This is a genomic window from Citrobacter sp. wls710 (genome assembly GCF_005281115.1).
GTDB classification, from domain to species: Bacteria; Pseudomonadota; Gammaproteobacteria; order Enterobacterales; family Enterobacteriaceae; genus Citrobacter; species Citrobacter werkmanii.
In genome coordinates, this window is record NZ_SZXD01000033.1 from 41,935 (window position 1) to 61,135 (window position 19,201).

General features: G+C 55.0%; 17 protein-coding genes. 6 read left to right on the plus strand and 11 right to left on the minus strand.

Annotated elements, in window-relative coordinates:
- Positions 1-7: 7 nt before the first annotated feature.
- From ureC to ttdA, 7 genes are all read right to left on the minus strand, one after another.
- Positions 8-1,711, minus strand: coding sequence for an urease subunit alpha (gene ureC / locus FDX14_RS14835; RefSeq protein WP_137349752.1), 1,704 nt, complete (start codon positions 1,709-1,711; stop codon positions 8-10).
- Positions 1,704-2,024, minus strand: a complete 321-nt coding sequence (locus FDX14_RS14840) for an urease subunit beta (RefSeq protein ID WP_038633976.1) — start codon at positions 2,022-2,024, stop codon at positions 1,704-1,706. The genes ureC and FDX14_RS14840 overlap by 8 nt, the downstream gene beginning before the upstream one ends.
- Before the next feature lie 9 nt (positions 2,025-2,033).
- A complete protein-coding gene (locus FDX14_RS14845; protein ID WP_003024678.1) occupies positions 2,034-2,336 on the minus strand; it encodes an urease subunit gamma in 303 nt (100 codons plus the stop codon).
- A gap of 10 nt (positions 2,337-2,346) precedes the next feature.
- Positions 2,347-3,171 (minus strand): urease accessory protein UreD, encoded by an 825-nt coding sequence (locus FDX14_RS14850; RefSeq protein WP_204556000.1) that lies wholly within the window; start codon positions 3,169-3,171, stop codon positions 2,347-2,349.
- Between the two features lie 123 nt (positions 3,172-3,294).
- Positions 3,295-4,758 carry an anion permease gene (locus FDX14_RS14855; protein ID WP_069324355.1) on the minus strand — a complete coding sequence of 488 codons (1,464 nt, stop codon included), beginning with the start codon at positions 4,756-4,758 and terminating at the stop codon, positions 3,295-3,297.
- Positions 4,759-4,806: 48 nt separating this feature from the next.
- Positions 4,807-5,412 (minus strand): L(+)-tartrate dehydratase subunit beta, encoded by a 606-nt coding sequence (ttdB, locus tag FDX14_RS14860; protein WP_006688017.1) that lies wholly within the window; start codon positions 5,410-5,412, stop codon positions 4,807-4,809.
- Complete coding sequence (gene ttdA / locus FDX14_RS14865; protein WP_042311054.1) at positions 5,409-6,317, minus strand: L(+)-tartrate dehydratase subunit alpha; 909 nt, start codon at positions 6,315-6,317, stop codon at positions 5,409-5,411. The genes ttdB and ttdA overlap by 4 nt, the downstream gene beginning before the upstream one ends.
- A 212-nt stretch (positions 6,318-6,529) precedes the next feature.
- Here ttdA and ttdR point away from each other — a divergent pair, with 212 nt between their 5' ends.
- Positions 6,530-7,471, plus strand: coding sequence for an L-tartrate utilization transcriptional activator TtdR (gene ttdR / locus FDX14_RS14870; RefSeq protein WP_061382461.1), 942 nt, complete (start codon positions 6,530-6,532; stop codon positions 7,469-7,471).
- A gap of 31 nt (positions 7,472-7,502) precedes the next feature.
- Here the strand turns inward: ttdR and plsY are convergent, their stop codons facing one another.
- Positions 7,503-8,120: a glycerol-3-phosphate 1-O-acyltransferase PlsY gene (gene plsY / locus FDX14_RS14875; RefSeq protein WP_003024662.1), complete on the minus strand. Its 618-nt coding sequence runs from the start codon at positions 8,118-8,120 to the stop codon at positions 7,503-7,505.
- 106 nt (positions 8,121-8,226) lie between these two features.
- On the opposite strand from plsY, the gene folB reads away from it, so the two are divergent.
- Positions 8,227-8,595 carry a bifunctional dihydroneopterin aldolase/7,8-dihydroneopterin epimerase gene (gene folB / locus FDX14_RS14880; RefSeq protein ID WP_042311051.1) on the plus strand — a complete coding sequence of 123 codons (369 nt, stop codon included), beginning with the start codon at positions 8,227-8,229 and terminating at the stop codon, positions 8,593-8,595.
- An 86-nt stretch (positions 8,596-8,681) separates the two neighbouring features.
- The gene (gene bacA, locus FDX14_RS14885; protein WP_042311049.1) at positions 8,682-9,500 is read left to right on the plus strand and encodes an undecaprenyl-diphosphate phosphatase; all 819 of its coding nucleotides are present in this window, start codon (positions 8,682-8,684) and stop codon (positions 9,498-9,500) included.
- Between the two features lie 97 nt (positions 9,501-9,597).
- Here the strand turns inward: bacA and FDX14_RS14890 are convergent, their stop codons facing one another.
- Positions 9,598-10,839, minus strand: coding sequence for a multifunctional CCA addition/repair protein (locus tag FDX14_RS14890; protein WP_137349754.1), 1,242 nt, complete (start codon positions 10,837-10,839; stop codon positions 9,598-9,600).
- Positions 10,840-10,901: 62 nt separating this feature from the next.
- Positions 10,902-11,522: a TIGR04211 family SH3 domain-containing protein gene (locus FDX14_RS14895; RefSeq protein ID WP_048232822.1), complete on the minus strand. Its 621-nt coding sequence runs from the start codon at positions 11,520-11,522 to the stop codon at positions 10,902-10,904.
- A 242-nt stretch (positions 11,523-11,764) separates the two neighbouring features.
- Here FDX14_RS14895 and FDX14_RS14900 point away from each other — a divergent pair, with 242 nt between their 5' ends.
- Genes FDX14_RS14900 through hldE form a run of 3 tightly spaced genes read left to right on the plus strand, consistent with a single transcriptional unit; the run spans position 11,765 to position 17,447 of the window.
- The gene (locus tag FDX14_RS14900) at positions 11,765-13,066 is read left to right on the plus strand and encodes a CYTH domain-containing protein (RefSeq protein ID WP_061382459.1); all 1,302 of its coding nucleotides are present in this window, start codon (positions 11,765-11,767) and stop codon (positions 13,064-13,066) included.
- Positions 13,067-13,113: 47 nt separating this feature from the next.
- Positions 13,114-15,954 carry a bifunctional [glutamate--ammonia ligase]-adenylyl-L-tyrosine phosphorylase/[glutamate--ammonia-ligase] adenylyltransferase gene (glnE, locus tag FDX14_RS14905; RefSeq protein ID WP_137349755.1) on the plus strand — a complete coding sequence of 947 codons (2,841 nt, stop codon included), beginning with the start codon at positions 13,114-13,116 and terminating at the stop codon, positions 15,952-15,954.
- A 59-nt stretch (positions 15,955-16,013) separates the two neighbouring features.
- Positions 16,014-17,447: a bifunctional D-glycero-beta-D-manno-heptose-7-phosphate kinase/D-glycero-beta-D-manno-heptose 1-phosphate adenylyltransferase HldE gene (hldE, locus tag FDX14_RS14910; RefSeq protein ID WP_042311038.1), complete on the plus strand. Its 1,434-nt coding sequence runs from the start codon at positions 16,014-16,016 to the stop codon at positions 17,445-17,447.
- Between the two features lie 65 nt (positions 17,448-17,512).
- Here the strand turns inward: hldE and FDX14_RS14915 are convergent, their stop codons facing one another.
- On the minus strand, positions 17,513-19,180 hold the full coding sequence (locus FDX14_RS14915; protein WP_042311035.1) for a flotillin family protein: 1,668 nt from the start codon (positions 19,178-19,180) through the stop codon (positions 17,513-17,515).
- Positions 19,181-19,201: the final 21 nt, after the last annotated feature.

The following is a 19,201-nucleotide window of genomic DNA, read 5'->3' on the forward strand; positions in this document are numbered from 1 at the left end:
TCACTCCTTAAAACAGGAAATAGCGTTGCGCCATCGGCAAAACGTCTGCCGGGTCGCTGGTAATCAGTTCACCATCAATGCGTACCTCGTAGGTCTGAGCATCGACGGTGATATTGGGCTGTAGACCGTTGTGGATCATGTCAGCCTTTTTTACCGTCCGGCAGCCTTTGACGACGGCGATAGCGCTTTGCAAATTAAGTTGCTGCGGGACGTTTTGCGCGTCGGCAGCCTGTGAAATAAAGGTCAGACGGGTGTGATGCCGCGCTGCGCCAAGCGCGCCGAACATCATGCGGTAATGCACCGGTTGCGGGGTGGGGATTGAGGCGTTGATGTCGCCCATCGGCGCGCAGGCGATCATCCCGCCCTTCACGATGGTCGCCGGTTTTACGCCAAAAAAGGCCGGCGACCACAGCACCAGATCGGCCAGTTTGCCTGGCTCAACGGAGCCGACTTCGTGGGCGATACCGTGGGTCAATGCCGGATTGATGGTGTACTTGGCGATGTAGCGTTTAACGCGCAGGTTGTCATTGTCGCCCGTTTCTTCCGCCAGCGAGCCACGCTGAACCTTCATGCGGTGCGCCACCTGCCAGGTGCGCAGGATCACTTCGCCCACGCGCCCCATCGCCTGTGAATCGGACGAGGTCAGGGAAAACGCGCCAATGTCATGCAGCACATCCTCGGCAGCGATCGTTTCCCGGCGAATGCGCGATTCGGCGAAGGCCACGTCTTCAGCGATATCTGGATCGAGATGGTGGCAGACCATCAGCATGTCGAGATGCTCGTCGATGGTGTTGACGGTATAAGGCAGCGTCGGGTTGGTGGAGGAGGGCAAAATATTCGGATGTGCGCAGGCGGTGATGATATCCGGCGCATGGCCGCCGCCTGCGCCTTCGGTATGGAAGGTATGAATGGTGCGATTGCCAATCGCCGCCAGCGTATCCTCAACAAACCCGGACTCATTGAGCGTATCGCTATGCAGCGCCACCTGGATGTCCATCTCGTCGGCCACGGTCAGCGCGCAGTCGATTGCGGCAGGCGTGGCGCCCCAGTCTTCGTGGATCTTCAGGCCAATGGCGCCGGCGCTGATTTGCTCGCGCAGGGCGTCAGGGTTTGAACCATTGCCTTTGCCCAGCAAACCGATGTTAACCGGCAACGTGTCCGCTGCCTGCAGCATGCGGGCGATGTACCACGGGCCCGGTGTGCAGGTGGTGGCGTTAGTGCCTGCGGCCGGACCGGTACCACCACCGATCATCGTCGTCACGCCTGAAACCAGCGCTTCTTGCGCCTGCTGTGGGCAGATCCAGTGAATATGCGTATCCACGCCGCCCGCGGTGACGATCTTGCCTTCTCCGGCGATGACTTCTGTTCCTACGCCTATCGGGATCGTGACGTCGGGCTGAATATCGGGATTACCCGCTTTGCCGATGGCGAAGATCCTGCCGTCTTTGATGCCGATATCCGCTTTGACGATCCCCCAGTGATCAACGATCAGCGCGTTGGTTATCACCAGATCCACACACGCCTGGGCGCGCATTTGTCCCTGGCCCATACCGTCGCGGATCACTTTTCCGCCGCCGAATTTGACCTCTTCGCCGTAGGTGGTGAAGTCTTTTTCCACCTCGATCCACAGATCAGTATCCGCCAGGCGCACTTTATCGCCGGTGGTTGGGCCAAACATGTCGGCGTACGCCTGGCGGGAAATGTTACTCATTATCTGCCTCCAGCGCGCCCATCACTTCACTGCGAAAACCCACCATCCTTTGTGCGCCAGCGACACGCACCAGTTCGACTTCGCGCTTTTGCCCCGGTTCAAAACGTACCGCTGTACCTGCGGCAATGTTCAGACGGAAGCCCCGCGTGGCCGCCCTGTCAAAGCGCAGCGCCGGGTTCACCTCGTAAAAGTGATAGTGCGATCCCACCTGGATGGGTCTGTCACCGTGATTTTCCACCACGATCGTGCAGGTTTCGCGCCCCTGATTGATCGCAATGTTGCCTGCTGAGATCTGATACTCACCTGGGATCATTACCGCTCCTTAGACGATCGGGTTGTGGACGGTGACCAGTTTCGAACCGTCCGGGAATGTGGCTTCAACCTGAATATCCGGGATCATCTCTGGTACGCCTTCCATCACCTGATCGCGGCGCAGCACGTGACGCCCGTCTTCCATCAGCGCGGCCACGGTTTGCCCGTCGCGCGCCCCTTCCATGATGAAAGCGCTAATCAGCGCCACTGATTCCGGGTAATTCAGCTTCAGCCCGCGGGCCAGGCGACGTTCCGCCACCAGCGCGGCGGTAAACAGCAACAGCTTGTCTTTTTCTCTGGGGGTCAGTTCCATAATGGGCCTCTTAGGTTTGCCAGATTCGCGGTAGCATGGGCGCTTTGTGTGTCAGCAGCGGGCGCAGAAATTGCCAGATATTGCGCATAACGCGCTGAACAATTAGGTTGTCGTTCGTCAGAAATCGAATTGTCAGCAGCGAGTCGTTAAGCGTTGCCCCGGCATAATCCCCCAGTGGCGTAAGCCGCTCGCGCGTCCCCTCCAGCATGTGTTCGCTGGCCGGGTAACACAGCAACGTACCGACCCAGGGATGATGTGCGATCCCATGCAGATCCCCTGCCTGCACCTGCAAACGCTCTATCAGCAGCGGTTGCCCATCCCGCCACACTTCCAGACGGTTTTGTAGCGTGCCGTGGCTGAACGTTTCCTGCATGACAGGGCGTCCGAGACACAGCAGATCCCAGGCCAGCAAATGGCTTGCGGACGTCAGATGAAATACGGATTGGACGGTGGCCTTAGCGCCGGGAAAGAAGATCGTATCCTGCGGCAGCCACTCCAGCGTGGCGTGTGGGGCGAGCGTGAAATGCTGGCGTAGCAACGCCTGCGGCCCACGGCTGCGATAAAATTTTCCCGCGCCGGGCTGAGTGATTAACGCATGGCTGTTTTCATCAAGTGATACGGAAATATGTAGCTCATCCCCGCCGACGATCCCGCCAGGTGGATGAAGCAAATAGAGGTGACATACCTCTTCTTCGGGATAAAACGGACGTTGAACCGTCAAAGGTCCATAGTGACGCGCCGAGGCGAGCACCGTTTTGTGTCCGGTGCGGGTAAAGTGCAGATCCAGTTCGGCCTGCCAGCCTCGTGTGAGTGTCTCGTGCGCCAGCGTGTCCAGAGCGTTTCCCTTATCAGCAAGAGGGTGTTTGCATACAAAAAAGTATGCCTCAGCGCATCGGGAAATCGATCATATGAGAAGCTTATGGATAAAGGGGCGACAAAACGTCGCCCCAATGGGATTTTACTGTAAAACGAGAGGCATCCAGACCAGACCGGTGATCACCAGCAGCACGAGGAAAATCAGGCCAAAAATAGCGCCCAGCCGCCAGTAGTCAACCGTTGGCAAATAGCCGCTGCCGTAGTAGATAGGGCTTGGGCCGGTGGCGTAGGGGGTCAGAATACTGCCCAGGCCAATAGCGGCACCGACCATCAGGCAGAAGACCGGCAACGGGATTTCCGGCATCGCCAGCGCGGCGGCGATCATCATCGGCGCAAGGGCGGAGGTATACGCCGTGGCGCTGGCAAAGAAGTAGCGCAGTAAATAAAAGACCACGATAAGCGCCACCATCACCATGATCGGTGAATAGCCGCTCAGCCCGTTTGCCAGTAGCTTGCCGAACCAGGTAATAAAACCGGTGTTATTAAGCCCGGTCGCCAGGGTTATTAACGAGGCCAGCCAGAAAAAGACGTTCCATGCGGCTTTATTGCTGACGATGTCATCCCAACTGATGATGCGCAGTACCAGCATCAATGCCACCACGCTGTAACCGACCATTGCGGCGTCAATATAATCGCCACCGAAGATCCACAACACCAGCGCGCCGACCATCAGCCCGAGCATCTTTTTCTCACGTGCGCAGAGCGGGCCCATCGCTTTTAATTCTGTATCCGCCCAGCGCGGCACCTGATCGCCGGATTTCAGCACCGGCGGGTACAACACATACGCCAGCCAGGGCACGATCAGCACCAGTAAAATGCTCAGCGGCAGCATACCCAAGAACCAGTCGCCCCAACTGAGCGCCGTATGAGATGCGCCTTTCATCAGGCCGATCAGCAGCAGGTTCGGCGCCATCGCCGTTAAGAAAATCGCGCTGGTGACGCAGTCGGCGACAATGCCCATCCACATGATGTAGGAGCCAATAGAACGTGAACTGGCGTCATTGGGCTGGGAGTTATACAGCGGCGGCAGGTTGCGGATAATCGGGTAGATTATTCCGGCCCCGCGCGCGGAGTTGGAAGGCGTAACGGGGGCGAGGATCAGCTCAGAGAACATCACCGCGTAGCCGAGGAATAACGTCCGGTGCCCCATCTTTTTTACTAACATTAGCGCGATACGCCGACCGAGGCCGGTTTTCTCATAGCCGGTACCAAACATAAAGGCCGCGAAAATCAGCCAGATAACCGAGTTAGAAAAGCCAGACACGGCCCACGACAGTGATTTGGCGGTAAATTTAAAACCGTCCTGCGCAAGCTGTTCCGGGCTGAACAGGATCCACGGTGAAAGCACGGCGATGATCGAAATACCAATCATCGCCACGACCGCGCCGGGTACAGGTTCCAGAATGAGCCCCACAATCACACCGGTAAAGACGGCAAAATAGAGCCAGGTGTGGCTCTCAAGACCGGTGGGAACGGGTAAAACAGCAATAATGGCGATGACCACCAGCGGAGCCAGGTATCGCCACCAACCAGCTAAAGGTGCCATTGTGATATCCCTGCGAATGGGGAGAGGCGCTGCGCCTCTCCGGAAGGATTATTTGATGTAATGCACGTGCTCGCAGATCTCTTCCACGATGGGATCGCGGCGTTCAGCGAACAGCTTTTTGTTTTCGGCGATCAGGTTGTTGCCGTGGGTGTCGATGGACACAATCAACGGGCCGAACTCTTTGACCCGACACACCCACAGGGATTCCGGCATGCCCAGCTCCGTCCAGTGCACTTCTTCAATCTCTTCAACCTGAGTAGCCGCCAGTACGGCGCAACCTGCCGGGAAGATTACGTGCAGCGCTTTGAACTGCTTGCAGCCTTCTTCTGTCAACGGTCCCATACCACCTTTACCGACCACCAGTTTGACGCCCGTCTGCTCGATAAACTCTTTCTCAAAGGCTTCCATACGCATACTGGTGGTTGGACCGACGGAGACCATTTCCCATTTATCACCGTTCTTACGCACGATTGGGCCTGCGTGGAAAATAGCCTTGCCATTCAGGTCATAAGGAATTGGGCGCTTCAGTTCGATCAGGCGACGGTGGCACACGTCGCGGCAGGTCACCAGCGTACCGCTCAGGTAAATGACATCGCCAACGCGAATATCTTCCAGATCTTCGGCTTTAATCGGGGTTGTGAGGATCTTTTTCATAACGCGCTCCGGGTGTGAGACAGATTTTCGAAGGAGAGATCAGCATGAACCAGCAGCGTGCCGCGACGGTGCGCCCAGCAGCCGGTGGAAACAGCAACGCCGATAGTCGACGGGTGGCGCGCGGCGGATTCGATATGCACGCCCATCACGGAGCTATTGCCGGTCAACCCTTGCGGACCAATACCGAGGCGGTTAAGTCCTTCTTCAAGACGCAGTTCCAGTTCGGCCGCTTTGGGGTTGGGATGACGTGAGCCGATAGGACGCAGCACCGCTTTACGGGAGAGTACTGCGGCAGTTTCTACTGAGGTGGCAATGCCTACGCCCACCAGCACCGGCGGGCAGGCGTTAACGGCCAATGTGGAGATATTTTCGAAGACAAATTTCACTACGCCTTCGTAACCTTCTGAAGGCATTAACACTTTCGAGCGTCCAGGCAGGGTACAGCCGCCGCCAGCCATGTAGACTTCGATTTCCGCGTCATCATTATCAGGAATGATGTCCCAGGTGACCCACGGCACACCGGTGCCGGTATTTTTGCCGGTATTCACTTCGTCAAAAATTTCTACCGCGTTATGGCGCAGTGGCGCTTTGACCGTGGCGTCTTCAACGGCCTGTTTCAGGATGCTTTGCAGTTCACCCAACAGCGGAAAACGGGAACCGACCTTTACAAAGAACATAATCTCACCGGTGTCCTGACAGGCCGGACGGTTCAGTTCGATCGCCTTCTGCATGTTGTCAAACATGGTGTGGTAGATGATTTTACCCATCGGCGAGTCTTCGCCTTCACGCAGCTGTTTTAACTTATCCACTACGTCGTCGGGCATACGGGTAGAAATCATGGCGGTAAAATTCGCGACAATGTTTGTCAGCGTATTTATCGCATTTTGGTTATTTTGATTGCTCATCTTGTAAACTCCAGTTCTTTTATTTTCTGGAAATAAATTCTCCGCCACAAACTACCACTAAAAATAGGGGTTTATATTATTTGCCACTGTGAATATCCAATTAACAGTTCGTGAATGATGTCCAAATAAGGCAATAAAAATTGCGCAAAGGCAGGGTTTAATACGCGTGAGAGAATTACACTGCGGTTAACAACATTACGGATATACCGACCATGCTGAACACGTATCCCCTGGCGAAAGACCTGCAGGTGCTGGTTGAAATTGTTCATAGCGGCAGCTTTAGCGCCGCTGCCGCCACGCTGGGACAGACGCCAGCGTTTGTGACAAAACGTATTCAAATCCTCGAATCCACGCTGGGGACGACGTTGCTTAACCGCTCTGCGCGCGGCGTGGCGTTAACTGAGAGTGGTCAACGTTGCTATGAACATGCCCAGGCGATCCTCGCGGGCTACCAGCATCTGGTTGATGACGTCACGCAAATCAAAACGCGCCCGGCGGGGATGATTCGTATCGGCTGTAGCTTTGGTTTTGGGCGCAGCTATATTGCGCCGGCCATTACCGAACTGATGCATAGCTACCCTGAATTACAGGTGCATTTTGAGCTTTACGATCGGCAAATTGATTTGGCGCAGGATAATATCGATTTGGATATTCGTATTAATGATGAAATTCCTGATTATTATATTGCGCATTTGTTAACGAAAAACAAAAGAATATTGTGTGCGGCCCCGACCTATTTACAAAAATATGGCGAGCCGATGACGCTACAGGAATTAAGTCAGCATGATTGCCTGGTCACCAAAGAACGCGATATGACCCACGGAGTGTGGGAGCTGGATAACGGCCAGGAGAAAAAATCGGTCAAGGTAGCTGGGCACCTTTCATCGAACAGCGGTGAGATTGTGTTGCAGTGGGCGCTGCAGGGAAAAGGGATCATGTTGCGTTCCGAATGGGACGTACAACCGTTTTTGGCAAGCGGTGGACTGGTGCGTGTACTTCCGGACTATGCACAAAGCGCCAATATCTGGGCGGTTTATCAGGAGCCGCTGTATCGCAGCGTGAAGCTTCGCGTCTGTGTGGAGTTTCTGGCGACGTGGTGTCAGCACCGATTGGGTAAGCCAATTGAAGGGTATCACGTCCCTCAGGCCGGATAAGACGCTTAAGCGCCGCCATCCGGCAGTATCGTCACTCAGGATCTTTTTCGCGTTTTTTCTTCAGTTTGGTCCAGATTTTCGGCTCCTGACGGCGCCACAGACGCTGAATGTTGTCATGGTGACGTAGCAGAATTAAGCACGACAACATGGAAACCGGGAAGGTGAACTGGGGATTGAACCACCAGACATAAAAGGGAGCAATCAGCGCGCTGACGATAGCGCCCAACGACGAATAGCCGCTGAGTAAGACAGTCAGCAGCCAGGTTCCCGCCATTACGCCCGTTAAGTCCCAACCAATTGGCGCAATTGCGCCAAAGGCGGTGGCAACGCCTTTCCCACCTTTAAAGCCGAAGAATACCGGCCAGATGTGTCCCAGACAGGCGGCGATCGCTATCAATCCCAGCCAGAAGGGGCTGACGCCTAGCGCATAGGCACCCCAGACGGGCAACATGCCTTTCAGTACGTCGAAAATCAGTACGGCGACGGCGGCTCCCTTGCCACCTATGCGTAGCACGTTTGTCGCGCCCGGATTCCCAGAGCCGCTGTCACGCGGGTCCGGCAATCCAGCGAGGCGGCATACCAGAATGGCACTGGAAATAGAGCCGCAGAGGTACGCGAAGATAATCATTCCAGGCGCGATTGCACTCATAAGCTGTTCCGTTTTGAAAATGTCGTGTAAAACGCTACTTCTGTGGATAATACGCATATTTCGCCGGAAGTGGTATCCGGGTTAGCCAAAAAGCAGGCGGGTCGTGATGGATATTGTATTTATAGAGCAACTTTCAGTAATCACCACCATCGGTGTTTACGACTGGGAACAGACAATCGAGCAAAAGTTGGTGTTCGATATCGAAATGGCATGGGATAACCGTAAATCGGCTAAAAGCGATGATGTCGCTGATTGCCTGAGCTATGCTGATATTGCTCAAACGGTTGTTAATCATGTGGAAGGTGGGCGTTTTGCACTGGTAGAGCGCGTAGCGGAAGAGGTGGCTGACCTCCTGCTTAGTCGCTTTAATTCCCCATGGGTGCGTATCAAACTCAGTAAACCTGGCGCGGTGGCGCGTGCGGCAAACGTCGGGGTTATCATTGAGCGTGGCAGTAATCTGAAAGAAAATAATTAATTTAATAATTTCTAAAACAAACGGGTATAAAAGGGTCTTTTCGTCGGCTCTTTTTTGCCGTGGTTTCTCTATCTAGGGGTTTATTAATGAGTGATATGCACTCGCTGCTGGTGGCGGCAATTTTGGGTGTGGTCGAAGGATTGACGGAATTTTTACCCGTTTCCAGTACCGGCCATATGATTATTGTTGGCCACCTGCTGGGTTTTGAGGGCGATACCGCAAAAACATTTGAAGTGGTGATCCAACTCGGTTCTATTCTGGCCGTCGTAGTGATGTTCTGGCGACGTCTGTTTGGCCTGATTGGCATTCACTTTGGCAAGGTCCAACACGAAGGGACTGGCAAAGGTCGGTTGACGCTGGGACATATCCTGCTCGGGATGATTCCGGCCGTTGTCCTCGGTCTGGTTTTCCACGATACAATCAAATCACTGTTTAACCCGATCAACGTGATGTATGCGCTGGTGGTAGGGGGCGTGCTGCTGATAGCCGCAGAATGCCTGAAGCCGAAAGAGCCGCGCGCGCCGGGGCTGGATGATATGACTTATCGTCAGGCGTTTATGATTGGCTGTTTCCAGTGTCTGGCGCTGTGGCCGGGTTTTTCCCGCTCTGGGGCGACGATTTCTGGCGGTATGCTGATGGGGGTCAGCCGTTACGCGGCATCTGAGTTTTCTTTCCTGCTGGCGGTGCCGATGATGATGGGCGCAACGGCCCTGGATCTCTACAAGAGCTGGTCGTTCCTCAGTGCGTCAGATATTCCGATGTTTGCAGTCGGTTTCGTGACGGCGTTTATCGTGGCGCTGGTAGCGATCAAAACCTTCCTGCAACTGATTAAACGCATCTCGTTTATTCCGTTTGCGATTTACCGCTTTATTGTGGCGGCCGCCGTCTATGTGGTTTTTTTCTGATCGCTATTAAATGCTGGATGGCGCTACGCTTATCCGGCCTACGGGCGCGATATGTAGGCCGGATACGGCATTTATGCCGTCATCAGGTAACGTCAGTTTACTGGGCTGGTTTCGGACAACGCTGCTCTTTCCAACTGGCCACCGCCGCAATTCGCCGTTTCGTCAGCTCCTCCCGAATTTCCTGACCTTTAAATCCGGCCTCAACGACGTCTTTCGTTGGCACCGCCTGCGCAACCAGCCAGGCTTCACGCAGTAGTCTCCCTTGTGGATAATCCGCCGCTTCAAAGCCGGTACGCCCACGCACGTCGGCCTCGCTGGTCAGGGCGATTTGCTCTACACGCTGCGGTTTACGCCAGGCATCGATGGAATCAAACAGCTTCACGATGGTTTTTGGCTGCAGGATGGGGAAGGTATGAATGAGATCGTGGAACTCGGCCACCAGTTTGGCTAAATCACGGATGTCATTTGGCACGCGCAGGCGCTGACACAGTTGCTCGACCAGCTTGACGCCCGCCGGACCGTGACCGTGATGGCGTGGCCACAGCGCTTTGGGCGTTAATGCTTTGCCAAGATCGTGGCACAGCGTGGCAAAGCGCACGTCGACCTCGGGGCTTAACATGGCAGCCATCGACAGCGTCATCAGGGTATGAATACCGGTATCGATTTCCGGGTGCCACTGCGCGGGCGCTGGAACGCCAAACAGGGCATCAACTTCCGGGAACAGGACGCGCAATGCGCCGCAGTCGCGCAGAACCTGAAAGAATACCTGTGGATTACGGGTGGTTAAGGCGTTTTCCGTTTCTTTCCACACCCGCTCTGACGTCAGATGCTCCAGTTCACCGGCAGCGGTCATGTTGCGCATCAATGTCATGGTTTCGTCAGCGATACGAAAACCGAGGTGCGCATAGCGGGCAGCAAAGCGCGCCACGCGCAGCACGCGTAGCGGATCTTCGCTAAAGGCGGGAGAAACATGGCGCAGCAGGCGGTTTTCCAGATCGCTGCGTCCGTTATAGGGGTCGATAATTTCCCCGTCGTCATCGCGGGCCATCGCGTTGATAGTCAGGTCGCGACGCTGAAGATCGTCCTCCAGCGTGACATCCGCTGCGGCGTAGCAGGTGAACCCGGTATAACCCGAACCAGATTTACGTTCGGTACGCGCCAGCGCATACTCTTCCCGGGTTTGCGGATGGAGAAACACGGGAAAATCGCGGCCTACCTGCTGGTAGCCCGCGTCAAGCATCTCTTGCGGCGTGGCGCCGACAACAACCCAATCTTTATCTTTAACCGGTAGCCCTATTAACGCGTCCCGAACAGCACCACCGACCAGATAAATCTTCACGCCACTTTCCTTCTGAAAAAAATCATCCCTTAATCATATGTCAGTGTGGCGGAGAAGGCGATTCAGTTCATCCAGCGATCTTTGCGTTTACGGCTTGGGATCATGTGTGGCAGAACCAGGCCGAGCAGCAGACCAAGACCCAGCACGCCGCCGCCATACATAAACCACTGCATGATGATGGTGCGCTGTTTGTCATCAAGCTGCAGATTGGCTGCGCTGACCTTCTTTTGCGCCACGATAAGTTCGTTTTTCAGCTTCTGGTTTTCTTGTTTCAGCCCGTCGATCACACTGTCGCTTTGCGCCACTTTTTGCTGCATATCGGCGGTGCGCTGATTCCACGTGGTATCGATATTATTGAGCTTATCTGTCAGCGTCTTAACCTGGTTTTCCAGATCGGGAACGCGGGTGCGCAGGCTCGGCGTACTGTTCAGCTCTTTCAACGGGATCCAGGCGGTACGTCCGGTGCTGTCTTTCACCTGGGCGTAGTTGGTGTTGGCGTCAGTCTGTAAAAGCGTGACTTCCTCGCCGGCGTTAACCGTACCCACGAGGCGATAATTATCTCCCGGACCGCTGCGGACCCAGGTGTTCAGTTCGTCAGAGACATAGCGCTTTTCTTCGGCATGTGAGACTGCAGTGGCGCTAAGTGCGAGTAAAGTTAATCCAATCAGGCGTAATTTTGGCATCAGGCTGTCGTTATTGTCATAGAAAGTGGAACGATAGTAGTGGCATCAGTGTCTCTACGCAAAGCATTCGACATCAATCGGAATCATCTGTGTCCTTTTTGCCACCACCCGAAACTTTTACGCCCGTCAAATTGCTCGTTGCATGGCAATTTGGCGCAAAATACTATCTACTTGACCATTAAGAACGAACTTAGTTCGCAGTCAGTTTTCTCAACTGTGACATAACCCATAAGTACAAGACCATGGCCCAGGAAATCGAATTAAAATTTATCGTCAATAGTGATGCTGTAGATGCGCTACGTGAGCGTCTGAATACGCTGGGAGGAGAGCATCACGCGCCCAGCCAGTTGCTGAATATCTACTACGAAACGCCGGATGCCTGGTTGCGTGGTCACGATATGGGACTGCGTATTCGCGGTGAAAACGGTCATTATGAAATGACCATGAAAATTGCCGGACGGGTAACGGGCGGTCTGCATCAGCGACCAGAATATAACGTTGCGCTGAGCACGCCTGAGCTGGATCTCACCCTGTTTCCCGCTGAAGTCTGGCCGGATGGCAAGCTACCCACGGAACTCGCTTCTCAGGTGCAACCGCTGTTTAGCACCGATTTTTACCGTGAGAAATGGTGCCTTGATGTCGACGGTAGCCGGATTGAGATAGCCCTCGACCTTGGGGAAGTGAAAGCGGGCGAGTTTGCTGAACCTATCTGTGAGCTTGAACTGGAACTGCTAAGTGGCGATACCCGTGCGGTACTGAAGCTGGCAAACCAGCTGGTTTCACAAACTGGTTTACGGCAGGGTAGCCTGAGCAAAGCGGCGCGCGGCTATCATTTAGCGCAGGGGAATGCGCCGCGTGAACTCAAACCGACGCGCATTTTACGGGTTCCCGCGAAGGCGAGCATCGAGCAAGGTCTGGAAGCGGCGCTGGAGCTGGCATTATCACAGTGGCAGTACCATGAAGAGCTGTGGGTACGTGGCGTCAAGGGGGCAAAAGCCGAGGTACTGGCGGCAATGGGCCTGGTGCGCCACATTCTGATGCTGTTTGGCGGTATTGTGCCACGAAAAGCGAGTGCTCACTTACGAGATTTACTGACCCAGTCGGAAGCGATCATGGCGTCGGACGTTTCTGCCGTTTCGGCGGTTTACAGCACACAAACGGCGATGGCAAAACTGGCGCTGACCGAGTGGCTGGTAACCAAAGGATGGCAGCCGTTCCTTGATGCGAAGGCGCAGGGTAAAATTGCCGACTCCTTTAAGCGTTTCTCAGATATTCATCTCTCGCGCCATGCCGCTGAACTGAAAACCGCGTTTGCTCAGCCGCTGGGCGATCAGTATGCCGATCAGCTTCCACGCCTGACGCGCAACATTGATAGCATGCTGATGCTGGCGGGATATTATGACGAAAATGTCGCCTCGGAATGGATCGCCAACTGGCAGGGCCTGCGTCACGCCATTGCGGCCAACCAATATATTGAAATTGAACACTTCCGCAATGAGGCAATCGCGCTGGAACCGTTCTGGCTGCACAGCGGAAAACGATAATCAGGACTGAGGCCGCCATCTGGCGCTATTCAAAGGATAACTCATAAATGAAGCAGCTCTCTTCACCGTTACAGCAGTACTGGCCGACCGTTGTTGAGCGGCTGCCAACAACAATATCTGAGTCCTCGCTTAGCGTGCAGGCGAAGTCAGTGCTTACATTCAGTGATTTTGTCCGCGACAGCCTTATTGCCCATCCTGAATGGCTGCTGGAGCTGGAAAGCGCAGCGCCTCAGGCGGACGAATGGCAACATTATGCCGCCTGGTTACAGCAGGCTTTGACCGAGGTCAGCGACGAAAACGCGCTGATGCGTGAGCTACGCCTGTTTCGCCGTCGTATTATGGTGCGTATCGCGTGGGTGCAGACGCTGTCGCTGGTGACGGAAGAGAGTATCTTGCAGCAGCTAAGCCATCTGGCTGAAACGCTGATCGTTGCCGCGCGTGACTGGTTATACGCCGCTTGTTGTCGCGAATGGGGAACGCCTTGTAATCCAGAAGGTGTTGCGCAACCGCTGCTGATTTTAGGCATGGGGAAGCTGGGCGGCGGCGAGCTGAATTTTTCCTCCGATATTGACCTGATTTTTGCCTGGCCGGAGCACGGCAGTACGCAGGGCGGGCGACGCGAGCTGGATAACGCGCAGTTCTTTACCCGTATGGGCCAGCGGCTCATCAAGGTCCTGGATCAGCCCACAATGGATGGCTTTGTTTATCGGGTGGACATGCGCCTACGCCCATTTGGCGACAGTGGTCCGCTGGTGCTGAGCTTCTCCGCGCTGGAGGATTATTACCAGGAACAAGGCCGCGACTGGGAACGTTATGCAATGGTCAAAGCCCGCATTATGGGCGATGCTGATGGCTCTTACGTCAATGAACTCCGCGCCATGCTGCGACCGTTTGTCTTCCGTCGTTATATCGATTTCAGCGTGATCCAGTCTCTGCGTAACATGAAAGGGATGATTGCCCGTGAAGTGCGCCGTCGCGGACTGAAGGACAACATTAAGCTGGGGGCGGGCGGTATTCGTGAAATCGAATTTATCGTGCAGGTATTCCAGCTTATTCGCGGCGGACGCGAGCCGTCGCTGCAATCCCGCTCGCTGTTACCGACGCTGAGCGCCATCAATGCGTTAAACCTGTTGCCAGATACTGATGCGGAGCAATTGCGCGCAGCCTATCTCTATTTACGCCGTCTGGAAAACCTGCTGCAAAGCATCAATGATGAACAGACCCAGACGCTGCCGGGTGATGAACTGAATCGTGCGCGGCTGGCGTGGGGAATGAACGTTGATGACTGGCAGCAGTTGACCGATGTGCTGGCTGGCCATATGCACAATGTGCGTCGGGTATTTAACGAGTTGATTGGCGATGACGAAGCCGAAACACAGGAGGAGTCACTGTCAGAACAGTGGCGCGAATTGTGGCAGGACGCCTTACAGGAAGATGACAGCACGCCGGTGCTGACGCATCTGGCGGATGACGATCGGCGACGCGTCCTGTCGCTGATCGCGGATTTCCGTAAAGAGCTGGATAAACGCACCATTGGCCCGCGCGGACGCCAGGTGCTGGATCATCTAATGCCGCATCTGCTGAGCGATGTCTGTTCGCGTGACGACGCCTCAGTTCCGCTGTCGCGCATTACGCCGCTGCTGGTGGGCATTGTCACCCGTACAACCTATCTGGAGCTGCTGAGCGAATTTCCCGGCGCGCTCAAACACCTGATTTCACTGTGTGCCGCCTCGCCGATGGTCGCCAGCCAACTGGCGCGGTATCCGCTGTTGCTCGACGAGCTGTTGGATCCGAACACGCTGTATCAACCCACGGCGACAGATGCCTACCGTGATGAGCTGCGTCAGTATTTACTGCGCGTGCCGGAAGATGACGAAGAGCAACAGTTGGAAGCGCTGCGTCAGTTTAAGCAAACCCAGCTGTTACGTATTGCCGCGGCTGATATCGCCGGTACGTTGCCGGTGATGAAGGTGAGCGATCACTTAACCTGGCTGGCGGAAGCCATTATCGATGCGGTAGTCCAGCAGGCGTGGACGCAGATGGTCGCTCGCTACGGGCAACCCACCCATCTTGGCGATCGCGAGGGACGCGGTTTTGCCGTGGTCGGCTATGGCAAGCTGGGCGGCTGGGAGTTGGGTTATAGCTCGGATCTCGATCTGATCTTCCTGCACGATTGTCCGATGGATGTAATGACGGATGGCGAACGTGAGATTGACGGGCGACAGTTCTATCTGCGTCTTGCGCAGCGCATTATGCACCTTTTCAGCACCCGTACCTCCTCTGGTATTTTGTACGAAGTGGATGCGCGACTGCGTCCGTCCGGTGCGGCGGGGATGCTGGTAACATCAGCGGATGCTTTCGCCGATTACCAGCGCAACGAAGCCTGGACATGGGAACATCAGGCGTTGGTGCGCGCGCGCGTAGTGTACGGTGACCCGCAGTTGACCTCTCAGTTTGACGCGGTGCGTCGCGATATCATGACCCTCGTCCGTGACGGAAAAACCTTGCAAACCGAGGTGCGCGAAATGCGTGAGAAAATGCGTGCCCATTTGGGCAATAAGCATCGCGATCGTTTTGATATCAAAGCGGACGAAGGCGGCATCACCGATATTGAGTTCATTACGCAATACCTGGTGCTGCGCTATGCCCATGAAAAACCGAAGCTGACGCGTTGGTCGGATAACGTGCGCATTCTGGAATTACTGGCGCAAAACGACATTATGGATGAGCAGGAGGCGCTGGCGCTTACCCGTGCTTATACGACGCTGCGTGATGAACTTCACCATCTTGCCTTGCAGGAGCTTCCGGGCCATGTGGCGCCAGGGTGCTTTGAGGCTGAACGCACGCTGGTGCGCGACAGCTGGCAGAAGTGGCTGGTTGCCGAGTGAAGTGTGCTATTATCGCGCGCAAATTTTAAGACCCTCAGAGAATCTCTCAGGAGACAGGAATGAAAGTAACGCTGCCAGAGTTTGAACGTGCAGGAGTAATGGTTGTCGGTGATGTGATGCTGGATCGCTACTGGTACGGTCCTACCAGCCGTATTTCGCCTGAAGCGCCGGTTCCGGTGGTGAAAGTGGATACCATCGAAGAACGTCCCGGTGGCGCAGCAAACGTGGCGATGAACATTGCCTCCCTGGGAGCGAATTCGCGTCTGGTGGGCCTGACTGGTATTGATGACGCGGCGCGTGCGCTGAGCAAAACGCTGGCGGATGTGAACGTAAAATGTGATTTCGTCTCCGTACCGACCCATCCGACGATTACCAAACTGCGCGTGCTTTCCCGTAACCAGCAGCTGATTCGTCTGGATTTCGAAGAAGGTTTTGAAGGTGTGGATCCGCAGCCGTTGCACGAGCGTATTAATCAGGCGCTGGGTTCTATCGGCGCGCTGGTGCTCTCTGATTACGCCAAAGGCGCGCTGGCAAGCGTCCAACAGATGATTGCGCTGGCGCGTAAGGCCGGAGTTCCGGTGCTTATCGATCCGAAAGGAACCGATTTTGAACGCTACCGTGGCGCCACGCTGCTGACGCCGAATCTGTCTGAGTTTGAAGCGGTTGTTGGTAAGTGCAAAAGCGAAGATGAGCTGGTGGAACGCGGCATGAAATTGATTGCTGATTTTGACCTTTCCTCTTTGCTGATCACGCGTTCCGAGCAGGGGATGACGCTGCTGCAACCGGGTAAAGCACCGCTGCATATGCCGACCCAGGCGCAGGAAGTGTATGACGTGACCGGCGCGGGCGATACGGTTATTGGCGTGCTTGCGGCGACGCTTGCGGCGGGTAACTCTCTGGAAGAAGCGTGCTACTTTGCTAACGCCGCAGCCGGTGTTGTCGTAGGTAAACTGGGGACTTCCACCGTTTCTCCCATTGAACTGGAAAACGCCGTGCGCGGTCGGGCAGATACTGGCTTTGGTGTGATGAGCGAAGCTGAGCTGAAACAGGCCGTAGCCAGCGCCCGCAAACGCGGTGAGAAAGTCGTGATGACCAACGGGGTGTTCGACATCCTGCATGCGGGTCACGTCTCCTATCTGGCAAACGCGCGCAAGCTGGGCGATCGCCTGATCGTAGCGGTAAACAGCGATGCTTCGACCAAACGTTTGAAAGGCGAAACGCGTCCGGTCAACCCGCTGGAACAGCGGATGATCGTACTGGGTGCGCTGGAGGCCGTCGACTGGGTGGTCTCTTTTGAAGAAGATACACCGCAACGTCTGATTGCGGGCATCCTGCCGGATCTGCTGGTAAAAGGCGGCGATTATAAGCCAGAAGATATTGCGGGCAGCAAAGAGGTGTGGGCGAACGGCGGTGAAGTACTGGTGCTGAACTTCGAAGACGGCTGCTCAACGACCAATATCATTAAGAAGATCCAGAAAGACAGCGATAAGTAACACCTGGAAAGTTTGCCGGATGGCGGATAAAACGCGTAAGCGCTGCCATCCGGTATTTCTGTTTCTTATTCTTCAGTCGTTTTCTCAACAGGCTGTGGGCTGTTTTTAAGCGGATCGGCCAGTGCCGACAGCGAGCCGCCGGACAAACCTATCTCATTTAATAGCGAATCAATCAGCGGCGCTTGTGTGCGATAAGAAAGGGCGGCTGATAATGCCTGCTCCGCCAGATTGCCACCGTTTACGTTACCTGCGGTCACTTCACCGCCCGCACCGCCGCGGTTCAGACCATCAACCTGAATGATCTTGATTCCATCGATAGACTTCATTGGCTCAACGGATTTCTCAATCACTGCTGGCAGGGACTGCAGCAGAGCCAGCTTAAATTTCAGGCTGGTCTGTTCGTCAGAAAGCACGTTAATCGCATCGTTCAGTGCGCGTTGTGCTTCGGCTTCCGCGAGACCTTTTTTCCGCGTGGCTTCGGCCAGTTCAACAATTGCGGCGGCCTGCAATTCTGCCGCTTCTTTCTCTGCTTTCGCGCGTACGGTCAGTTCAACGGCCTGTGTTTCGGCATCCTGCGCGGCGGCAATCAGCGCCACCTGTTTGGCACGATCGGCTTCTGCGGTCTGGCGAGTGGTTTCTACGTTCTGTTGAGCGCGAACCGCCTCGGCCAGCGCATCGTTAGCACGCGCTTCTGCCTGGGACTGCTGTTCGGACTTGGCGGCGATGGCGATGGACTTGGTCTGGTTAGCAATTTCAGTAGCCTGCTGCTGTTCGATCTCTTTAATGCGAACTTCGCGCTCCGCTTCCACTTTTCTTGAACGAACGGCTTGCTCGCGTTCGATTTCCGTTTCCTGAATCTGACGTTCGGCAAGAATACGCGTCTGTTCAGCTTCACGATGACGTTCGGCTTCGAAGGCGGCAATTTTTGCATTTTGCTCAGCCGTGCGGGTTTTCACCTGCTGTTCCTGCTCGAGCGTCATGAACGCTTCCTGCTGCTCGATTTCCAGCTTGCGTGACAGCGCATCGCGGTTTTTCTCACGGACGGCAACTTCTACGTCCTGCTCGACTTCGTTACGTTCGCGACGACGACGTTCCGTTTCCTGGGTCAGCTTGGTCAGACCCTCGGCATCAAAGGCGTTGTTGGGGTTGAAATGGATTTTTTCGGTCTGGTTAAAGTTGGTTAACGAAACGCTTTCCAGTTCCAGCCCGTTCTTGGACAGGTCTTCCGCCACGGTGTTTTGTACACCCTGAACGAAGTTCTCTCGCGTATCCTGAAGTTCATGCATGGTCATTTGCGATGCTGTGGCACGTAGCGCATCGACAAACTTATCTTCGATTAACACACGTAAATCTTCTGGCGACAATGTACGCTGACCCAACGTCTGTGCGGCGGTCGCAATACCTTCTACAGATGGTTTTACACGCACGAAAAAGGCGACTACCACATCCACGCGCATACGGTCTTTGGTGATGAGACTGTCGACAGTTGAACGGCTCACCTCAAGTTTGAGGGTGTTCATATTGATTGGAATAATTTCGTGGAAAATCGGCATGACAATTGCGCCGCCGCTCATCACCACTTTTTGCCCGCCAAGGCCGGTACGCACAAACGCCTGTTCGGCAGACGCGCGGCGATACAGGCGGGCAAAAATAATCCCGATAATTACTAAGACGACCACCGCAACAATGGCGGTAAACATCCATGAAGGTAACATGCCAAAAACATCATCCATCTATGAGATCCCTCTGTATAA